General features: G+C 69.2%; 13 protein-coding genes and 2 tRNA genes. 8 read left to right on the top strand and 7 right to left on the bottom strand.

The window, feature by feature from the left end; all coding sequences use genetic code 11:
• Positions 1-215: 215 nt before the first annotated feature.
• Complete coding sequence (locus tag A7A76_RS06310) at positions 216-1,235, top strand: polysaccharide deacetylase family protein (protein ID WP_206410387.1); 1,020 nt, start codon at positions 216-218, stop codon at positions 1,233-1,235.
• Positions 1,236-1,325: 90 nt separating this feature from the next.
• Here A7A76_RS06310 and A7A76_RS06305 read toward each other — a convergent pair whose 3' ends face one another.
• Positions 1,326-1,760 (bottom strand): Lrp/AsnC family transcriptional regulator, encoded by a 435-nt coding sequence (locus A7A76_RS06305; RefSeq protein WP_096376577.1) that lies wholly within the window; start codon positions 1,758-1,760, stop codon positions 1,326-1,328.
• A gap of 113 nt (positions 1,761-1,873) precedes the next feature.
• Here A7A76_RS06305 and A7A76_RS06300 point away from each other — a divergent pair, with 113 nt between their 5' ends.
• The 6 genes from A7A76_RS06300 to A7A76_RS06275 all read left to right on the top strand — a co-directional run bounded on the left by A7A76_RS06300 (position 1,874) and on the right by A7A76_RS06275 (position 7,031).
• Positions 1,874-2,434, top strand: a complete 561-nt coding sequence (locus A7A76_RS06300) for a cysteine hydrolase family protein (RefSeq protein WP_206410386.1) — start codon at positions 1,874-1,876, stop codon at positions 2,432-2,434.
• A gap of 658 nt (positions 2,435-3,092) precedes the next feature.
• Positions 3,093-3,160, top strand: a tRNA-OTHER gene (locus tag A7A76_RS06295).
• Position 3,161: 1 nt separating this feature from the next.
• Positions 3,162-3,228, top strand: a tRNA-Leu gene (locus tag A7A76_RS06290).
• Positions 3,229-3,651: 423 nt separating this feature from the next.
• On the top strand, positions 3,652-4,782 hold the full coding sequence (locus tag A7A76_RS06285; protein WP_206410385.1) for a slipin family protein: 1,131 nt from the start codon (positions 3,652-3,654) through the stop codon (positions 4,780-4,782).
• A 163-nt stretch (positions 4,783-4,945) separates the two neighbouring features.
• Positions 4,946-5,800: a hypothetical protein gene (locus A7A76_RS06280; protein WP_206410384.1), complete on the top strand. Its 855-nt coding sequence runs from the start codon at positions 4,946-4,948 to the stop codon at positions 5,798-5,800.
• Positions 5,801-5,810: 10 nt separating this feature from the next.
• On the top strand, positions 5,811-7,031 hold the full coding sequence (locus A7A76_RS06275) for an RtcB family protein (protein WP_206410383.1): 1,221 nt from the start codon (positions 5,811-5,813) through the stop codon (positions 7,029-7,031).
• A 95-nt stretch (positions 7,032-7,126) separates the two neighbouring features.
• On the opposite strand, the gene A7A76_RS06270 is transcribed toward A7A76_RS06275, so the two are convergent.
• Both A7A76_RS06270 and A7A76_RS06265 read right to left on the bottom strand, forming a co-directional pair.
• The gene (locus A7A76_RS06270; protein ID WP_206410382.1) at positions 7,127-7,423 is read right to left on the bottom strand and encodes a hypothetical protein; all 297 of its coding nucleotides are present in this window, start codon (positions 7,421-7,423) and stop codon (positions 7,127-7,129) included.
• A gap of 348 nt (positions 7,424-7,771) precedes the next feature.
• Positions 7,772-8,692 (bottom strand): DMT family transporter, encoded by a 921-nt coding sequence (locus A7A76_RS06265; protein WP_206410381.1) that lies wholly within the window; start codon positions 8,690-8,692, stop codon positions 7,772-7,774.
• Positions 8,693-9,099: 407 nt separating this feature from the next.
• Between A7A76_RS06265 and A7A76_RS06260 the strand changes: the two genes are divergently transcribed.
• On the top strand, positions 9,100-10,521 hold the full coding sequence (locus A7A76_RS06260) for a PLP-dependent aminotransferase family protein (RefSeq protein WP_206410380.1): 1,422 nt from the start codon (positions 9,100-9,102) through the stop codon (positions 10,519-10,521).
• Between the two features lie 212 nt (positions 10,522-10,733).
• On the opposite strand, the gene A7A76_RS06255 is transcribed toward A7A76_RS06260, so the two are convergent.
• From A7A76_RS06255 to A7A76_RS06240, 4 genes are read right to left on the bottom strand one after another with little or no spacing between them, the layout of a single operon-like run.
• Positions 10,734-11,366 (bottom strand): TetR/AcrR family transcriptional regulator, encoded by a 633-nt coding sequence (locus A7A76_RS06255; RefSeq protein WP_206410379.1) that lies wholly within the window; start codon positions 11,364-11,366, stop codon positions 10,734-10,736.
• On the bottom strand, positions 11,363-12,823 hold the full coding sequence (locus tag A7A76_RS06250; RefSeq protein WP_206410378.1) for an efflux transporter outer membrane subunit: 1,461 nt from the start codon (positions 12,821-12,823) through the stop codon (positions 11,363-11,365). The genes A7A76_RS06255 and A7A76_RS06250 overlap by 4 nt, the downstream gene beginning before the upstream one ends.
• The gene (locus tag A7A76_RS06245; RefSeq protein ID WP_206410377.1) at positions 12,816-16,010 is read right to left on the bottom strand and encodes an efflux RND transporter permease subunit; all 3,195 of its coding nucleotides are present in this window, start codon (positions 16,008-16,010) and stop codon (positions 12,816-12,818) included. Before A7A76_RS06245 ends, A7A76_RS06250 begins: the two co-directional genes overlap by 8 nt.
• Before the next feature lie 12 nt (positions 16,011-16,022).
• On the bottom strand, positions 16,023-17,198 hold the full coding sequence (locus A7A76_RS06240) for an efflux RND transporter periplasmic adaptor subunit (RefSeq protein ID WP_206410376.1): 1,176 nt from the start codon (positions 17,196-17,198) through the stop codon (positions 16,023-16,025).
• Positions 17,199-17,388 lie beyond the last annotated feature (190 nt).

Below are 17,388 nucleotides of genomic sequence, written 5' to 3'. Positions count from 1 at the left end.
CGGCTCGACGCGCGCGGCGGGGCCGGCCGCGGGCGCGGACCGGCGCGGACCGGCGCGAAATGGGCGCGAAATCGGCGCGAACCGGCGCAGGCCGCAGGCGCGATCCCGAGCGTTGCTTGAACGGCAGCGAAGGCGCGCGCCGGTCTAGGCCCTAAGTCGCTGGTCAGGCCGGGCGGCGCGGACGATGATCGGCGCAGTCCCGACCGGAAGCCCGCATGCGCCCGTTCGCCGTCCTGCGTTGCCTGCTTGCCAGCGCGCTGCTGTCGCTCGCCCCGTCCTCGTTCGCCGGCGCCGCCGCGGCCCGGGCCGACGCGCCGCCCGACCGGCGCATCGCCCTCACCGTCGACGACCTGCCGTGGGTGCAGCTGCCCGCGGTCAGCACCGAATCGATCATCGCCGACCACCGCCGCCTGATCGCGGCGATCCGCAAGGCCGGCGTGCCGCTGACCGGCTTCGTCAACGCCGGCAAGCTCGAAGACGGCGGCCGGGTCCAGCCCGAACGCGAGGCGATGCTGCGCGACTGGCTCGACGCCGGCGCCGAGCTCGGCAACCACAGCGACAGCCACGCCGACCTGCACGCGGTCGGCCTGGCCGCCTACGAGGACGACATCCTGCGCGGCGACCGCCAGCTGCGCCCGCTGCTGCAGGCGCGCGGCCAGAGCCCGCACTGGTTCCGCCATCCCTACCTGCGCGCCGGGCGCAGCGCGCAGGACAAGGCCGCGCTGGCGCGCTTCCTCGGCGAACACGGTTACCGCATCGCGCCGGTCACAGTCGACAACTCCGACTGGATCTGGGCCGCCGCCTACCTGCGCGCCGGCGAACCGCATCCGGGCACCCGCCCGCACCGCAAGCCGCACACCGAAGGGGTCAAGGCGCGCCTGCGCCGCGACTACGTCAAATACATGGGCCGCAAGCTCGACTACTACGAGCGCCAGTCGCAGGCCCTGCTCGGCTACAACCTGCCGCAGATCTGGCTGATCCACGCCAACGCGCTCAACGCCGACACCTACGGCGACCTGATCGCGATGGCGCACAAGCGCGGCTACCGCTTCATCGGCCTGGACGAAGCCATGCGCGACAAGGCCTACCAACGCGCCGACGCCTACACCGGCCCGGCCGGGCCGAGCTGGCTGCACCGCTGGGCGATCGGCGAAAACAAACCCGCGAGCTTCTTCGCCGGCGAACCGCAAGTGCCCGAGTGGGTGCTCAACCTCGCCCAGATCGAATCCGAATGAAGCCAAGACCCCCCATGGCCCACCTGCAGGAGCGGCGCAAGCCGCGACCGCGCCCCCACCACCACCGGCGCCCCTACCTGACGCGCCGCCTCACGACCGATCCAGCACCGTCCGCAACACCGGCACCGTCGTGACATCGTCCACGCCCTTGAACCCCGCCACCCGCTCGCGCACATCCGCCAGCTCGCCCGGCGACCGCGTTTCCACCAGCACCATCAGATCGGTCTCGCCGGCGACGCTGTGCGCCAGCCGCACCTGCGCCAGCTCCGCCAGCAGCGGCACCACATCGTCGCAGCTGAAGCCCTCGGCATAACGCAACAACAACCACGCCCGCAGCGGATCGTCGCCGCTGCCCAGCCGCACGGTGTATTGGGCGATCGTCCCGGCCGATTCCAGCCGCTGCAGCCGCTCCTGCACGGTGCTGCGCGACAACCCCACCGCCTTGGCCAGGGCCACCGTCGACAGGCGCGCGTTGTCCTGCAACAGCGCGATCAGCTTGCGGTCGACATCATCGAGCGTTTTCATCGCGGGCGATCCAGCCACGCCGGCACGGCGCCGGCCGGGACCGGCATTGTGCCGGGTTGAGACCGGCCGCGGCGAGCGCTCACGATGGCGCCTCCCCATCCGGTGCAACCGCCATGCCCTCCTCCATCGCCCTGATTCCCATCGACGTGCAGCGCGGCTTCGACTACCCGCCGTGGGGCCGCCGCAACAACCCGCACATGGAAGGCAACGGCCGGCGCCTGCTCGCGGCCTGGCGCGAACGCGGCTGGCCGCTGATCCACGTGCGCCACGATTCGGTGCAGGCCGGGTCCACGCTGCGTCCCGATCATCCGGGCAACGCGTTCCGCGACGGCTTCGAACCGCGCGCCGGCGAAGCGCTGGTGAGCAAGCCGGTCAACTCCGCCTTCATCGGCACCGACCTGGACCTGCGCCTGCGCCGGCTCAGCGTCGATACCGTCGTCGTGTTCGGCGTGAGCACCGACATGTGCGTATCGACGACCGCGCGCATGGCGAGCAACCTGGGCTATCGCACCATCGTCGTCGCCGATGCGTGCTTCTGTTTCGATCTCGACGACGGCGCCGGCGGCACCCTCGCCGCCGAAACGATCAGCGCCGCGCATCTGGCGACCTTGCGCGCGGAGTTCGCCCGAGTGATGGATGCGTCCGAATTGCTGGCGGCGCTCGACGAGCTTTGAAGAGTTCGACGCCGGCATCGATCGCGGCGAATCGAACGACCGCGCGAAATATTCCCCGCTCGCAAAACGACGAACGGTCTTGCCAGCGAAATTTTTCGCGCGTAGAGTTCGCGCCCATCTTCCTTATCTCTTACCGACCGCCTTCCATGCGCACCGACATCGCAATCGCCAAGAAAGACGTGCAAGGGCATGACTGCCCCGCGTCGTTCGCGTGCGCGCCGATGTCGCGCGGTCGCGACGAAAGCCTGCACGGCCCGCACTGATCTTCCCCTCCACGGAAGATCGGTCGCCCCGATCTTCCGAGGAAGCAGACGCCCTCGGACTCGCACTCCGGGGGCGTTTTCGTTTCGCGCGTCGGCAAAGGAATTGCTGGAAAACCGCTTAAAAACAAGCATTCGCGCATACCCCCGAAGCATCCGAGACGAAGGGGATAAGCCGTCGAGGCGTGGACCACGCTGTGCCCCGGTGCTTCGGCACGGGCGGCGCGTGCGCGAAACCAACGACATGGGCGTTCGCGCCCGAACGAATCGGCGCCCGGAGACGGGCGGCGATTGGCAGCACCCGATGAAACGTACCGCAACGGCGCCGGTTTCCGACCGGCCCGGTGCGCGCGGCCTTGCCGTGGCGTATGCCGCGGTGCGTGGAGGGGCTCTGTACCGGGAAGGTAGCTCAGAGGTAGAGCGGCGTTGTATGCGCGGGTCGCCGGTTCGATTCCGGTCCTTCCCTCGGATATAGCTCAGTCGGTAGAGCGCAGCAAAAGATGCTGTTGTCGCGGGTTCGATTCCCGCTATCCACTGTCCTTTCACGACAGTCGTTGCAAACCGGAACGAAGGTTCCGAACAGGGAAACGCTCCGCGCGGCGTTTCGCGGCGCACCGCCGGCACGGGGTTCGCTACGAGGCGACGCAGCGGCGGCACCGCCGGCTCCATGCCCGGCGGGCGAGGCCACCGCGTCGCGCAGCATCGACCACAACGGACGTGGCGAAGCCGGCGGCGAGGATTCCGCGCCCGCCGCGCATGCGGTCCGCGATGGCGGCGCCAGGGGCGTTTCCCACCTATTCCGCGATGGCGCGCCTGCGCGCCGCGCTTCACCGTTCGCCACCGCGCAGCGACCGCATTCGCGTCGCCGGCGCGACCACCGTTCGACGCGACCTTCCGATTCGGTCGCATCGACCCACACCACGGATCGGACCACACCGGAACCTCAAGGAGAAAGCCATGTTCTGGATGAAGAAGGTCGTGGTCGGCGATGCCGAACGCGTCCTGGTTTACCGCGACCGCCGCGTCGAGCGCGTGCTCGGCCCCGGCGTGCACCGACTGCGCGACCTGCGCAACCGCCTCAGCCTGAGCCACTACGACATCGGCAACAGCGCCTATGCCGGCAACGACAGCGAAGCGCTGATCGCCGGTTTCGGCGAGCGCTTGTCCGCGCATTTCGTCCTCGCCGACATCGGCAACGACGAAGTCGGACTGGTGCTGCGCAACGGCCGTTACGCCGAAGTGCTGGCGCCGGGGCAGCGCCGCCTGTACTGGAAGGGCCTGGCGCAGATCGAGGTGCGCACGCTGGCGCTGGGCCCGGGATTGGCGATCGAGCGCGACGTCGCCGACGGCCTGCGCCAGATCGCCCAGCTCGACCGCGTCGCCGTCCACGGCGTCGTGCCGAGCGAGTCGGCCGGCCTGCTGTTCGTCGACGGCACCTTCGTGCGCACCCTGGCGCCGGGCGCGTATGCGTTCTGGAACCTGCGCAAGAACGTCGCGGTGGAAACCGTGGAGCTGCGCGTGCAGGCGGTGGAGGTCTCGGGCCAGGAACTGCTGACCCGCGACAAGGTCACCTTGCGCGTCAACCTCGCCGCCGGCGTGCGCGTGTCCGACCCGGTCGCCGCGCGCACCCGCGTGGCCAAGTACGCCGAGCACGTCTATCGCGAGCTGCAGTACGGCCTGCGCAAGGCGGTGTCGTCCAAGACCCTGGACGAGCTGCTCGGCGACAAGGCCTCGCTCGATGCCGACATCCTCGCCGCCGCGCGCGGCGCCTGCGCCGGCATCGGCGTGGAGGTGCTCGGCGTCGGCGTCAAGGACGTGATCCTGCCCGGCGAGATGAAGGACATCCTCAACGCCGTGGTGCAGGCGGAGAAGAGCGCGCAGGCCAACGTGATCCGCCGCCGCGAGGAAGCCAACGCGACCCGCAGCCTGCTCAACACCGCCAGGCTGATCGAGGAAAGTCCGGTGCTGATGCGCCTGAAGGAACTCGAGGCCTTGGAAAAGATCACCGAAAAGATCGACAAGCTGACCGTCTTCGGCGGTCTGGAGGGAGTCATGAAGCAACTCGTCAGCCTCAAGGGCCACGGCTGAAACGCAGGACCGGGCGGCATCGCGCCGCCCGGGTTCCGATAGCGCGACAGCCCTCGGGCCAACGCGAACGCCGCCCTCGACGGGGCGGCGCACGGCCCCGTGCGCGGCTCGCATGCCGCGCGCGCGGCCGACCATCGGATACGAAATCCTTATGCGAAGCGATATGTACAAAGTGATCGTCGAACGGCCGCGCCGCGGCGGCGGCTGGGCAAAACCGGGACGCGAACCGCGCGATCCCGACGACAGCCCCGCCCGCGAAGGCATGCGCGGCCGGCTCGGCATGAGCCGCAAACGGCTCAACGAAAACCTGCGCCCGCTGCAGCGCTGGCTGGATCGCCAGGCCGGCCGGCGCTGGGACGCGGTCTATGCGGAACTGTGCAAGAACGTGGATCGACGCAACACCGTGCAGCAGCACATCCATGAGCACCTGCGCGATTTCGTCGAGATCGACGTGTACGAGAACGAAGGCCGGCTCTACGCCATCCGCCGCTGGCGTGGCGCGGTCGCGTTGGCCGACAGCTATTGCGATCTGTACGTGGACCCGCGCAACGGCTGTCTGATGCGCAACGAGGAAGCCTTCGTTCGCCGCGTGCGCAAGCGCGCCGAGCACCGGCGCGCGGTGCACGCGCGGCAGGCGGGCTGGCGCGAAGGCGTCCGCATCGTCGACCGCGACGTGCAGCTGCACCGCCTGGACGGCATCTGGTACCGGGTCGAACTGGCGCCGGTGCCCGGGCCGCGCCGCTCCAAGCGCAAGTCCGGCGTCGTGTTGCCGGGGCTCGCGTTCGATGCGGTGCTGCACGCGCAGATCGGCGAATGCGAAAGCAAACGCTGGAACCTGTACGGCCGCTGCGGCGTCTATGCGCGCCGCAAACGCCAGCTGGGCCAGGCCGAGCTGATCGCCCACGGGCTATGCAACGGCGACGGGCCCGATCCGTTCGACCCGCGCGCGCTCGCCGCGGCCGCCCGCGCGGGCGGGCGCAAGCGGCGTTCGCCATGGCGCACCGGCGCACCTCATTAAGGAAACCACCATGAGTACCTCAAACTACGAACTGCTCCACGCCGACGAAGGCGTGGCACCGGTCAAGGCCTGGATCCGCGGAGTGCCGGTCGACGAAGGCGCCAAGCATCAGCTGCGCAACATCGCCGCCCTGCCCCATGTCGGGCCTTGGGTCGCGGCGATGCCCGACGTGCATCTGGGCAAGGGCGCGACCGTCGGCTCGGTGGTGCCGACCCGCGGCGCGATCATCCCCGCCGCGGTCGGCGTCGACATCGGCTGCGGCATGGCCGCGGTGCGCACCACGCTGCGCGCGAGCGACCTGCCCGACAGCCTGGCCAGGCTGCGCTCGGCGATCGAGCATTGCGTCCCGGCCGGCAACGGCCGCGGCGGCGAGCATCGGCGCCTGCCCGACAGCCACGCCACCCGGCTGGCCAAGTCGGGACTGGCGACGCGGCTGGACGCGATCCACGCCAAGCACCGCCGGCTGCGCACCGACAAGCTCGACCGCCAGATCGGCACGCTCGGCGGCGGCAACCACTTCATCGAGGTCTGCCTCGACGAAGCCGGCGCGGTGTGGGTGATGCTGCACTCGGGCTCGCGCGGCACCGGCAACCTGATCGGCAGCTACTTCATCGAGCTGGCGCGGATGAGGCTGGAGAAGCGCACGCTCGGCTTCCATCTGCCGGACAAGGACCTGGCGTTCCTGCTGGAGGGCGAGCCCTTGTTCGACGACTACGTCGAAGCGGTGGGGTGGGCGCAGGACTACGCCCGCCACAATCGCGAAGCGATGATGGAGCGGGTGCTGCACGCCATGCGCATCCAGTTGCCGAAGTTCAAGCTCGACAAGACCGCGGTCAACTGCCACCACAACTACGTGCAGCGCGAGGAGCATTTCGGCGAATCGCTGTGGGTCACGCGCAAGGGTGCGGTCAGCGCGCGCGACGGCGAGTTGGGCATCATCCCCGGCAGCATGGGCGCGCGCAGCTATATCGTGCGCGGCAAGGGCAACGCCGACAGCTTCCACAGTTGCAGCCACGGCGCCGGCCGGGTGATGAGCCGGGCCGAGGCGCGCCGCAGCATCACCTTGAAGGACCACCGCGCCGCCACCGCGCACGTGGAATGCCGCAAGGACGCGGCGGTGATCGATGAGTCGCCGGCGGCGTACAAGCCGATCGAAGCGGTGATGGCGGCGCAGTCCGACCTGGTCGAGGTGGTGCACACCTTGCGCCAGGTGGTCTGCATCAAGGGTTGAACGCCGCAAGGCGTTGTTTCGGCGCCGTCCGCGAGGGCGGCGCCATTTTTATGCGCGCCGTTGCTGTGGGCGCCGGTCTCGATGCGGCGCCGGCGTCAGTCGGCCAGCACCAGCCGCCAGGCGCCTTCGACTTCGCCTTCGACGTGGGTCCACGGCACCTGCTCGGCGCCGCGCAGCCGTTCCCAGCCGCGCGCGAGCTCGTCGCGGATATCGTCCCAGTGGCGTTCGCCGTGGTGCAGGCGCGCGCCCAGACCATAGGTGATGGCCAGCTCGCGGATGCGGTGGGACAGGAAGACGACGTTCGCGACGGCGGCGGCGGCCGCCGGGGCGTCGGCTTCGCGGGCCTCGTCGGCGATGAAGGAACTGAGCCAGTCGACGTTGCGTGGCGGCATGGACGAGTCCGTTGGCATCTCTTTTGCATCACGACGATAACGTTTTTTTCATCGCCGGGAACGGTCAAAAGTCCGAATCGCACGCGTAAACCGCGAGCTTGGTCGCAAACGCGCATCGGGGTTTCGCGGCGCTCGCTCGTCGGTCGTGAAGAGGCGCCGCGATTCACGTATACGAAGCCGGCCGGCTACTGAACGCGCGTGACGGCATTCACAGCGGGCAGCACGACAAATCCCACCGGCGCATCCTTGCGCCGGCCGCGGACGCATTCGTCCGGCGGGTCCGCGAGGGGGCGGAGTGGGTCGAGAAAGTCGAAGGGCGATGCGCCGCGCGCAAGCGCGCCGCCGCGGTCACGCGCGCGCGGGCTGCGCGCGGCGGCGCCATTGCCACTTGAGATTGACGCCGAGCGTGCCGACCACGATCAAGGCCACGCCCAGGCTCTGCACCGGCGCCAGGGTGTGGCCGTACACGGCGTAGTCCAGCAGCAGCGCGATCACCGGATAGATGAAGGCCAGCACCGCGATGGTCGCCACCTGCAGCCGCGGGTAGGACGAGTAGAACAGCACGTAGCACACGCCGCTGTGGATCAGGCCAAGCCCGGCCAGCCAGAACCAGTGCGCGCCGGGCACCATGACCCGGGGGTAGTCGGCGAACGGCGCGAGCATGACCACGCCGACCAGGCACTGCACCAGCACCACGGCGAACGGCCGCTCGCGGCTGATCCGCCGCGACAGCAGCAGCGAGGCGCCGCACAGCACCGCAGCGACGAAGGTCAGGCCGACGCCGATCAGATAGCCGCTGTCGGCGCTGCGCAGCAGCTTGAACGGATCGGCCGAGCACAGCACGCCGACGAAGGCGATCGCGGTCCAGCCGATGTCGGCGGCGCGGGTGCGCTCGCCGTAGAACAGCGCGGCCAGGCCCAGCACCACAAACGGAAAGAAGTGGTAAACCATCGTCGCCACGCCGATCGACGAGCGCGCCATGCCGGCGAACAGCGCGACCCAGTTCAGCACCAGCAGCACGCCGCTGAAGATCGCCGAGCGGATCAGCGCGCCTTCGCCGAGCAAGCCGCGGAACAGTCCGCGCGCCCAGCCCCAGGCCAGCAGGAACACCACGCCGAACACGCAGCGGAACAGCACCGCGGTGATCGCGTCCTGCCCGCTCTCGTGGACGAACACGCCGACCGAGCCGATCAGCAGCTCGGCGATCAGCAACTGGATCAGCGCCGGGCGGGAGTCGGCGGCGGGGACGGCGGCGGCGACGGTGCTCATGGGAGGGAGCGCGCGGCGTAGGGAGGGGACGCTCAGGTTAGGGGCGGGCTGTGGAGCGATACAGATTCAGTTAGGATGAATTTCGACCGGTACAGATTTTGTCGCACGATGCTCTCTCCCCCGCCTGCGGGAGAGGGGTGAGGTGAGGGCAAACGGGGCACCGAGGGTGTCGTCGCAAGCGGACGCCCTCACCCCAACCCCTCTCCCGCGAGCGGGAGAGGGGCTTTGGGCCGCAAGGTAGGTGATGGCTCAGGACTTGCTCCACCGCGCTCCGCTCCCTCTCCCGCTGGCGGGAGAGGCCGGGGTGAGGGCATCCGGAGCACCGAGGATGCCGTCGCAAGCGGACGCCCTCACCCCAACCCTTCTCCCGCGGACGGGAGAGGGGCTTCAACGCTGCGAGGTAGGCGATGACCCAGGACCTGCTCTACGAACGCCTCGCCGAGCGCATGCGCCGGCAGATCCAGCGCGGCGTGCTGCGCGCCGGCGAGCGCATGCCGTCGCTGCGCCGGCTCGGCCGCGACCAGCGCATCAGCCTGGCCACTGCGGTCGAGGCCTATCAACAGCTCGAGCGCGAGGGTTTGATCGAAGCGCGGCCGCGCTCGGGCTACTACGTGCGCGCCGCGCCGGCGGCGGCGCCGCGCAGCCATCGCGCCCGCCACCTCGCGCGCGCGCCGACGCCGATGCGCAACCCGGCCCTGCTCGGGGTGCTCGATGTGCAATCGCGCCGCGACCTGGTGCCGCTGCACGCCGCGACCCCGGCCGCCGCGCTGCTGCCCGGCGCCGCGCTGTCCGCATCGGTGACCCGGGCCATGCGCCGCGATCCCGACGTCGCGCTCGGCTACACCGTGCCGCAGGGCCTGCCGGCGCTGCGCGAGCGCATCGCCCAGCGTTACGCGCAATGCGGCGTGGACGTCGATCCGGACGAAGTCATCGTCACCGCCGGCGCGATGGAAGCGATCAGCCTGACCTTGCGCACGCTGACCCGGCCCGGCGACATCGTGATCCTGGAAACCCCGACCTATCACGGCTTGCTGCAGGCGGTGGCCGCGCACGGCCTGCGCCTGCTGGAAATCCCCAACCATCCCGGCCGCGGCCTCGACCCGGCGCAACTGCGCGAGCTGCTCGAACGCCACGCGGTACGCGCAGCGCTGTTGGTGCCGAACTTCAACAACCCGCTCGGCAGCCTGACCAGCGAGGCGGCCAAGCGCGAGATCGTCGCCGCCTGCGCCGCGCACGGCACGGTGCTGATCGAGGACGATCTGTACGGCGAGCTGGCCTATTCCGGCGAACGTCCTTCGCCGCTGCGCCGCTATGACGACGGCGAGCACGTGATCACCTGCGGCTCGTACTCGAAGATCCTCGCACCCGGCCTGCGCGTGGGCTGGATGATCGGCGGCCGCCGGCGCTCGGAACTGCTGCGCACCAAGAGCTTTTCCACCGTCGCCACCGCGACCCTGCCGCAGCTGGCGTTGATCGATTTCCTCGCCCGCCACGACATCGAACGCGGCCTGCGCCGCCTGCGCCGGGCCCTGGCCGGCAACGCGCAAGCCTACCGGCAGGCGCTGCTGGACTACTGGCCCGACGGCATCGCCGTGGCCGAACCGGCCGGCGGCATGACGCTGTGGGTGGAACTGCCCGAACGCATCGACGGCCAGGCCCTGTTCGAAGCGGCGCTGGCGCGCGGCATCGGCATCCTGCCGGGGCATCTGTTCTCCAATCGCGGCGACTACACCCATCACGTGCGGCTGAGCTGCGGGCAGCCGTGGGATCGCAAGATGGAAGCGACATTGAAAACGCTGGGCGATTTGGCCAAGCAGCTGCTGCGCTAGCCTCGCAGCCTCCTTGTAGGAGCGGCGCGAGCCGCGACCGCGACAACGCAACTACGCCGTCAGCTTCGTCGTGGCTGCGTTGTCGCGGTCGCGGCTCGCGCCGCTCCTACAGGGGGCGATCGTGCTTTCGCGCGGGCCGGAAACGAAACGAGCCGCGATCTTGCGATCGCGGCTCGCTCGATTGCAACGCAGGCCAAACGCCTTCGCCCGCCTCAGGCCTCCGCCGCCAGCAAGCTCGGCAGGAACTGGCTCAGCGCGTCCTTGACCTGCTCGACGGTGAGGTCGGGCTGGCTGATCGCGCGCATCGCCAGGCCTTCGATCAGCGATTGCAGGATCAGCACGCGCGTGGCCACCTGCTCCTTCGGCACGCCCAGGCCGCCGTCGGCGGCGCTGCGCGCGAACCACGAGGCCAGGTCGGCGCGGAACACCTTGTCGGAGGCGTGCGTGGCCGCGGCGATCTCCGGATCGCGCGTGGCCTCGGCGGTCAGCTCCAGGAACAACGCCGCGCTGGTGATGCTGGGATCGTTGGCCTGCCACTGCTGGAAGACCTCGGCGATCCCGCCGACCAGGTCGCTGCTGGAATGCAGCTTGGCCACATCGGCCCGGGCCTCTTCGAGCTGGCGCTCGATGATGGCCAGGATGATGTCGTTCTTGCCCTTGAAATAGCGGTAGATCAGGCCGGCGCTCATGCCCGCGGTCTCGGCGATGTTGGCCATGCTGGCGGCGTGGAAGCCGTGCACGACGAAACATTGCTGAGCCGCGACCAGGATGCGCTCGCGCTGCGCCTGGGCGCGTGCGGCGGCCTTGGCGCTGGGCTTGGCGGTCGGGGTGCCCGGGGTGCTCATTGGCTGCGCTCGTTCCAGCCACCTCCGAGTACTTTGTAGAGCGTGACGCGGTTGGTCTGCTCGGCCAGGCGCGTGCTCACCAGACCTTGCTGCGCGCCGTACAGCGTGCGCTGGGCGTCGAGCTGGTTGAGGAAGCTGTCGCGGCCGGCCTTGTAGCGCGCGGTCGACAACTGGTCGGCGCGGCCGGCGGCCTCGACCAGCGCTTCCTGCGCCTGGCGCTGCTCGGCCAGGGTCTTGGTCAGCGCGAGCGCATCGGACACATCGCGGAAACCGGCCTGGATCGCCTTCTCGTACTGCGCCAGCGCGATCTTCTGGTCGGCCTTGGCCGAAGCCAGGCCCGCACGCAGGCGACCGCCCTGGAAGATCGGAATGTTGAGCACCGGCGTGACCGACCACATGCGGGTGTTGCTGTCGAACAGGCCCGACAGCTCGGTGCTGGCGCTGCCGAGGAAGCCGGTCAGGCTGATCGACGGGAAGAACGCGGCGCGCGCGGCGCCGATGTTGGCGTTCTGCGCGCGCAGCAGGTGCTCGGCCTGGAGCACGTCGGGACGGCGCAGCAGCACTTCCGACGGCAGGCCTTGCGGCAACGCCGCCAGGCCGGTGACGCCGGCGGTGAGCTTGCTCGGCAGCAGCGCCGGATCGACCGGCTCGCCGACCAGCAGGTTCAGCGCGTTGATGTCCTGCGCCACCTGCCCGGCGTAGCGCGCCGCATCGGCGCGCGCCTGCTCGACCTGGGTGCGGGCCTGGCTCAGGTCCAGGCCCGACACCGCGCCGAGCTCGCGACGCTTGGCGGTCAGGTCGTAGGCCGACTGCTGGTTCTTCAGCGTCGCCTCCGACACCGACAACAGCTCGCGGTCCGCCGCCAGGGTCAGGTAGGCGTTGGCGACTTCGGCGATCAGGCTCAGCTGGGCGGCGCGGCGCGCTTCCTCTTCGGCGAAGTAACGCTGCAGCGCGGCCTGGCTCAGGCTGCGCACGCGGCCGAACAGGTCGAGCTCGAAGTTGGCGATGGACGCGCCGGCCTGGTACTGGTCGGTGATCTGGTCCGGCGTGTCGGTGCCCACGCGCTGCAACTGCGCGGTGGCGTTGAGCGAAGGCAGCCGGTCGGCGCGCTGGATGCGGTACTGCGCGCGCGCCTTCTCGACGTTGAGCACCGCCACGCGCAGGTCGCGGTTGTTGTCCAGCGCGCGGCCGATCAACTGCTCCAGGTTCGGGTCTTCGAAGAAATCGCGCCAGCCGATGTCGGCCACCGCCGCGCCCTGGGTCGCGGCGGCCTCCTGCGAGGCCGCCGGATCGGAGGTCAGCGGTTGCGCGCCGACGAAGGACTGGGTGGTCGGCGGCAACGGCCACTGCGCCGGGATGCCGGCCTGCTGCTCGGGCAGCTTCGGCGCCAGACTGACGCAGCCGGTGGCGGCCACGGCGATGGCGAGCGCCAGGGCGTGGGTCGAAAACTTACTCATGGCTCTGCGCTCCTTGGGCGCTGTGCTCAGCGGGCGCGTGTTTCTTGCGGACGAAGATCTTCTCGACCACGACGAAGAACAGCGGGACGAAGAAGATGCCCAGGAACGTACCCACGACCATGCCGCCGAGCACGCCGGTGCCGATCGCGCGCTGCGCGCCGGAACCCGCGCCCGAGGCCAGGGCCAGCGGCAGCACGCCCAGGCCGAACGCCAGCGAGGTCATGATGATCGGGCGCAGGCGGTCGCGTACCGCGGCCAGCGTGGCCGAGATCAGGTCCATGCCCTTCTCCAGGTTCTCCTTGGCGAACTCCACGATCAGGATCGCGTTCTTGCTCGACAGGCCGACCGTGGTGAGCATCGCCACCTGGAAGTACACGTCGCGCTCCATGCCGCGCAGCCAGGTCGCCAGCACCGTGCCGAGGATGCCCATCGGCGCGATCAGCAGCACCGAGGTCGGGATCGCCCAGCTTTCGTACATCGCCGCCAGACACAGGAACACGATCAGCAGCGACAGCGTGTACAGCAGCGGCGTCTGCGCGCCGGCCTGGCGTTCCTGGAACGACAAACCCGTCCACTCCAGGCCGATGCCCTGCGGCAACTGCGCCACCAGCTTCTCGACCTCGGCCATGGCCTGGCCCGAGCTCACGCCCGGCTTGGCCTCGCCGTTGATTTCCAGCGCGGACACGCCGTTGTAGCGCTCAAGTCGCGGCGAACCGTATTCCCAACGGGTCGAGGCGAACGCCGAGAACGGCACCATCTCGCCCTTGTCGTTGCGCACGTACCAGCGGTTGAAATCGCTGGGCACCATGCGGAACGGCGCATCGGCCTGGATGTAGACGCGCTTGACCCGGCCGCGGTCGACGAAGTCGTCGATGTACTGGCCGCCCCAGGCCGCCTGCAGGGTGCTGTTGATGTCGGCGATGCTCAGGCCCAGCGCGGCGGCCTTCTGGTTGTCGACGTCGACGCGGAACTGCGGGGTGTCCTCCATGCCGTTGGGGCGCACGTTCTGCAACAGCTTGCTCTGCGCGGCCATGCCGAGGAACTGGTTGCGCGCGGCCACCAGCGCTTCATGGCCGAGCGCGGCGTTGTCCTTCATGTAGAACACGAAGCCGTTGGAGTTGCCCAGTTCGAACACCGCCGGCGGCGCCAGCGCGAACACGAACGCGTCCTTGATCTGCATGAAGCTGCCCATCGCCCGGCCGACCACGCCGTTGACGCTGTTGTCGGGCATCGGGGTCTTGCCGAAGCTGGTCAGCCAGCGCCAGCGGTCGCCCCAGGTGGTGGCGCGCTCTTCCCACGGCTTGAGCTGCGAGAACGCCATGCCCGCGTTCTGGCCGTTGCCGGCGAAGCTGAAGCCCTGCACGGTGAACAGCGAATCCACGGCCGGGTCGTTGAGGAACTGCTCCTCGACCTTCTTCAGCGTCTCGCCGGTGCGCTCCTGGGTCGCGCCGACCGGGGTCTGCACGATGGTGAACAAGAAGCCCTGGTCTTCCTGCGGCAGGAACGACGACGGCAGGCGGAAGAACATCACGCCCATCAGCGCGGCCATCGCCGCGAACACGATCATGAAGCGGCCGGCGCGGGTGACGATGCCGCGCACCACGCCCTGGTACTTCTTGTTGCCCGAGTCGAACTTGTTGTTGAACCAGCCGAAGAAGCCCTTGTCGGACGCGTGATGGCCCTTCTCGATCGGCTTGAGCATGGTCGCGCACAGCGCCGGAGTCAGCACGATCGCGACCAGCACCGACAGGAACATCGCCGAGACGATGGTCACCGAGAACTGGCGGTAGATCACGCCGGTGGCGCCGCCGAGGAAGGCCATCGGCACGAACACCGCCGACAGCACCAGGCCGATGCCGACCAGCGCGCCGGTGATCTGGTCCATCGACTTGCGCGTGGCTTCCTTCGGCGAGAGGCCTTCCTCGCTCATCACGCGCTCGACGTTCTCGACCACGACGATGGCGTCGTCCACGAGCAGGCCGATGGCGAGCACCACCGCGAACATGGTCAGCATGTTGACCGAGTAGCCGAACAGCGCCAGCAGACCGAACGTGCCCAGCAGCACCACCGGCACCGCGATCGTCGGGATCAGGGTGGCGCGGAAGTTCTGCAGGAACAGGTACATCACCAGGAACACCAGCACGATCGCTTCGAGCAGGGTCTTGATCACTTCATGGATCGCCACGCGCACGAACGGCGTGGTGTCGAACGGCGTCACCGCCTTGAGGCCCTTCGGGAACGAGGGCTTGAGCTGCTCCAGCTCGGCCTGCACCGCCTGCGCGGTGGCCAGCGCGTTGGCGCCGGTGGCCAGCGAAATGGCGATACCGGTGGCCGGCTTGCCGTTGAAGCGGGCGATGGTGCCGTAGTCTTCCTGGCCCAGTTCGACCCGGGCGACGTCGGACAGCTTGAGCACCGCGCCGCCGCTGTTGGCGCGCACGACGATGTTCCTGAACTGATCGGCGGTCTGCAGGCGGTCCTGCGCGGTGATGGTGGCGTTGAGCTGCTGGCCCTTGACCGACGGGGTGCCGCCGAGCTGGCCGACCGCGACCTGGGCGTTCTGCGCGCGCAGGGCGTTGATGACGTCGGTCGGGGTCAGCTTGTAGGTGTTGAGCTTGTCCGGATCCAGCCAGATCCGCATCGCGTACTTGGTGCCGAACAGCTGGGTGCTGCCGACGCCGTTGACGCGGGCGAGCGGGTCGACCAGGTTGGCGGCCACGTAGTCGGCGATGTCGGCGCCGTTCATGCTGCCGTCCTCGGACACGAAGCCGATGACCTGCAGGAACGACGAGTTCGCCTTGGACACGCTCACGCCCTGCTGCTGCACGATCTGCGGCAGCAACGGCGTGGCCAGCTGCAGCTTGTTCTGCACCTGCACCTGGGCGATGTCCGGATCGGTGCCGCTTTCGAAGGTCAGCGTGATCGAGGCCTGGCCGTCGGCCGAGCTGGTCGCCGACATGTACATCAGGCCGTCGATGCCCTTCATGTTCTGCTCGATGATCTGGGTCACCGAGTTTTCGACGGCTTTAGCCGAGGCGCCGGGATACGACGCGTTCACAGCCACCGTGGGCGGGGCGATGGTGGGATATTGCGAGATGGGCAGCTGGGTGATCGCGATCGCGCCACCGAGCATGATGATGATCGCCAAGACCCACGCGAAGATGGGGCGATCGATGAAGAACCGTGCCATGAATGTCTCCGATTACTGCTTCGGCGCGGCGGCGGGGGCCGCCGGCTTGGCCGGGGCGGCGCCCTTCTCGGTCGCGTCCACCGGCATGCCGGGGCCGATCTTCTGCAGGCCTTCGACGATGACCTTGTCGCCGGCCTTCAGGCCGCCTTCGACCAGCCACTTGTCGCCGATCGCCTGACCGACCTGCACCTCGCGCGGCTCGACCTGGCCCTTGGCGTTGACCACCATCGAGGTGGCGTTGCCCTTGGGATCGCGGGTCACGCCCTGCTGCGGAACCAGCAGCGCGTTCTGACGCACGCCGGTGCCGACCAGCGCGCGCACGTACATGCCGGGCATCAGGATGTTGTCGGGATTCGGCACGATCACCCGCAGCAGGAAGCTGCCGGTGCCTTCGTCGACGGTGACTTCCGAGAACGCCAGCTTGCCGTCGTGCTCGTACTTGGTGCCGTCCTCGAGCAGGATCGTCACCGGCGTGGTCGCCTCGCTGAGCGTGCCCGCGGCGATCTGCTTGCGCAGCGCCAGCAGTTCGGCACTGGACTGGCTGATGTCGACGAACACCGGATCGGTCTGCTGCACCACCGCCAGCGCATCGGCCTGGTTGGCCGAGACCAGCGCGCCGGCGGTGACCGCCGACTTGCCGATGCGGCCGCTGATCGGCGAAACGATGCGCGCGCGGCCGAGGATCACGCCGGTGCTGGCCACCTGCGCGCGAGCGGCGGCGACGTCGGCGCGCGCCTGCTTGAGCGTGGCGGTGGCGTTCTCGTCGTCCTGCTTGCTGACCGCATCGATCTTGACCAGCTCGGTCGAACGGCGCGCATTGAGCTGGGCCGAGTTCAACGCGGCCTCCGCGCGCGCCAGCGACGCCTTGGCGTTCTCGGCATCGGCGGCGTAGGTCTTGTCGTCGAGCTGATACAGCGGCTGCCCGGCCTTGACCAGCCCGCCCTCGGTGAACAAGCGCTTCTCGACGATGCCGTTCACCTGCGGCCGCACCTGCGCCACCAGCGACGCGCTGGCGCGGCCCGGCAGCTCGCGGGTCAGGGTCACCGTCTCGGGCTTCAGCGTCACCACCGTGACCTGCCCCTTCTGCCCGCCGGGGCCACCCGGCCCGCCTTGTTGATCGCCGCCTTTACCGCAGGCCGCGAGGGCCAGCGCAAGCACGGAAACAGTGAAAATTGTCTTATAGGACATGGACTTGCGCGACGGCATGGGGAAGCCTCAGGTATGGGTGCGGCCGGGACGGACTGCGGGCGGGTCGTAGAATGAACGATCATTCTCTTTTCTTGGATGTGAACAGTCCATCAACGAAACATGTCGGAGAGCGCGGTTTGGGACGGAAAGCGTGTGTTTCTTTGTGCAGGACAGCATCGGCAAAGCCGAT

The organism is Lysobacter enzymogenes, assembly GCF_017168095.1.
Classification (GTDB): Bacteria; Pseudomonadota; Gammaproteobacteria; order Xanthomonadales; family Xanthomonadaceae; genus Lysobacter; species Lysobacter enzymogenes_D.
Note: the sequence above shows the minus strand (reverse complement) of the source record. Positions and strands in the feature narration are given on the sequence as shown.

Coding starts and splice junctions, on each gene's coding strand:
- A7A76_RS06245 (WP_206410377.1), bottom strand. CDS start 16,010: ATGGCACGGTTCTTCATCGATCGCCCCATCTTCGCGTGGGTCTTGGCG.
- A7A76_RS06260 (WP_206410380.1), top strand. CDS start 9,100: ATGACCCAGGACCTGCTCTACGAACGCCTCGCCGAGCGCATGCGCCGG.
- A7A76_RS06250 (WP_206410378.1), bottom strand. CDS start 12,823: ATGAGTAAGTTTTCGACCCACGCCCTGGCGCTCGCCATCGCCGTGGCC.
- A7A76_RS06240 (WP_206410376.1), bottom strand. CDS start 17,198: ATGTCCTATAAGACAATTTTCACTGTTTCCGTGCTTGCGCTGGCCCTC.
- A7A76_RS06275 (WP_206410383.1), top strand. CDS start 5,811: ATGAGTACCTCAAACTACGAACTGCTCCACGCCGACGAAGGCGTGGCA.
- A7A76_RS06305 (WP_096376577.1), bottom strand. CDS start 1,760: ATGAAAACGCTCGATGATGTCGACCGCAAGCTGATCGCGCTGTTGCAG.
- A7A76_RS06310 (WP_206410387.1), top strand. CDS start 216: ATGCGCCCGTTCGCCGTCCTGCGTTGCCTGCTTGCCAGCGCGCTGCTG.
- A7A76_RS06255 (WP_206410379.1), bottom strand. CDS start 11,366: ATGAGCACCCCGGGCACCCCGACCGCCAAGCCCAGCGCCAAGGCCGCC.
- A7A76_RS06285 (WP_206410385.1), top strand. CDS start 3,652: ATGTTCTGGATGAAGAAGGTCGTGGTCGGCGATGCCGAACGCGTCCTG.
- A7A76_RS06300 (WP_206410386.1), top strand. CDS start 1,874: ATGCCCTCCTCCATCGCCCTGATTCCCATCGACGTGCAGCGCGGCTTC.
- A7A76_RS06265 (WP_206410381.1), bottom strand. CDS start 8,692: ATGAGCACCGTCGCCGCCGCCGTCCCCGCCGCCGACTCCCGCCCGGCG.
- A7A76_RS06280 (WP_206410384.1), top strand. CDS start 4,946: ATGTACAAAGTGATCGTCGAACGGCCGCGCCGCGGCGGCGGCTGGGCA.
- A7A76_RS06270 (WP_206410382.1), bottom strand. CDS start 7,423: ATGCCGCCACGCAACGTCGACTGGCTCAGTTCCTTCATCGCCGACGAG.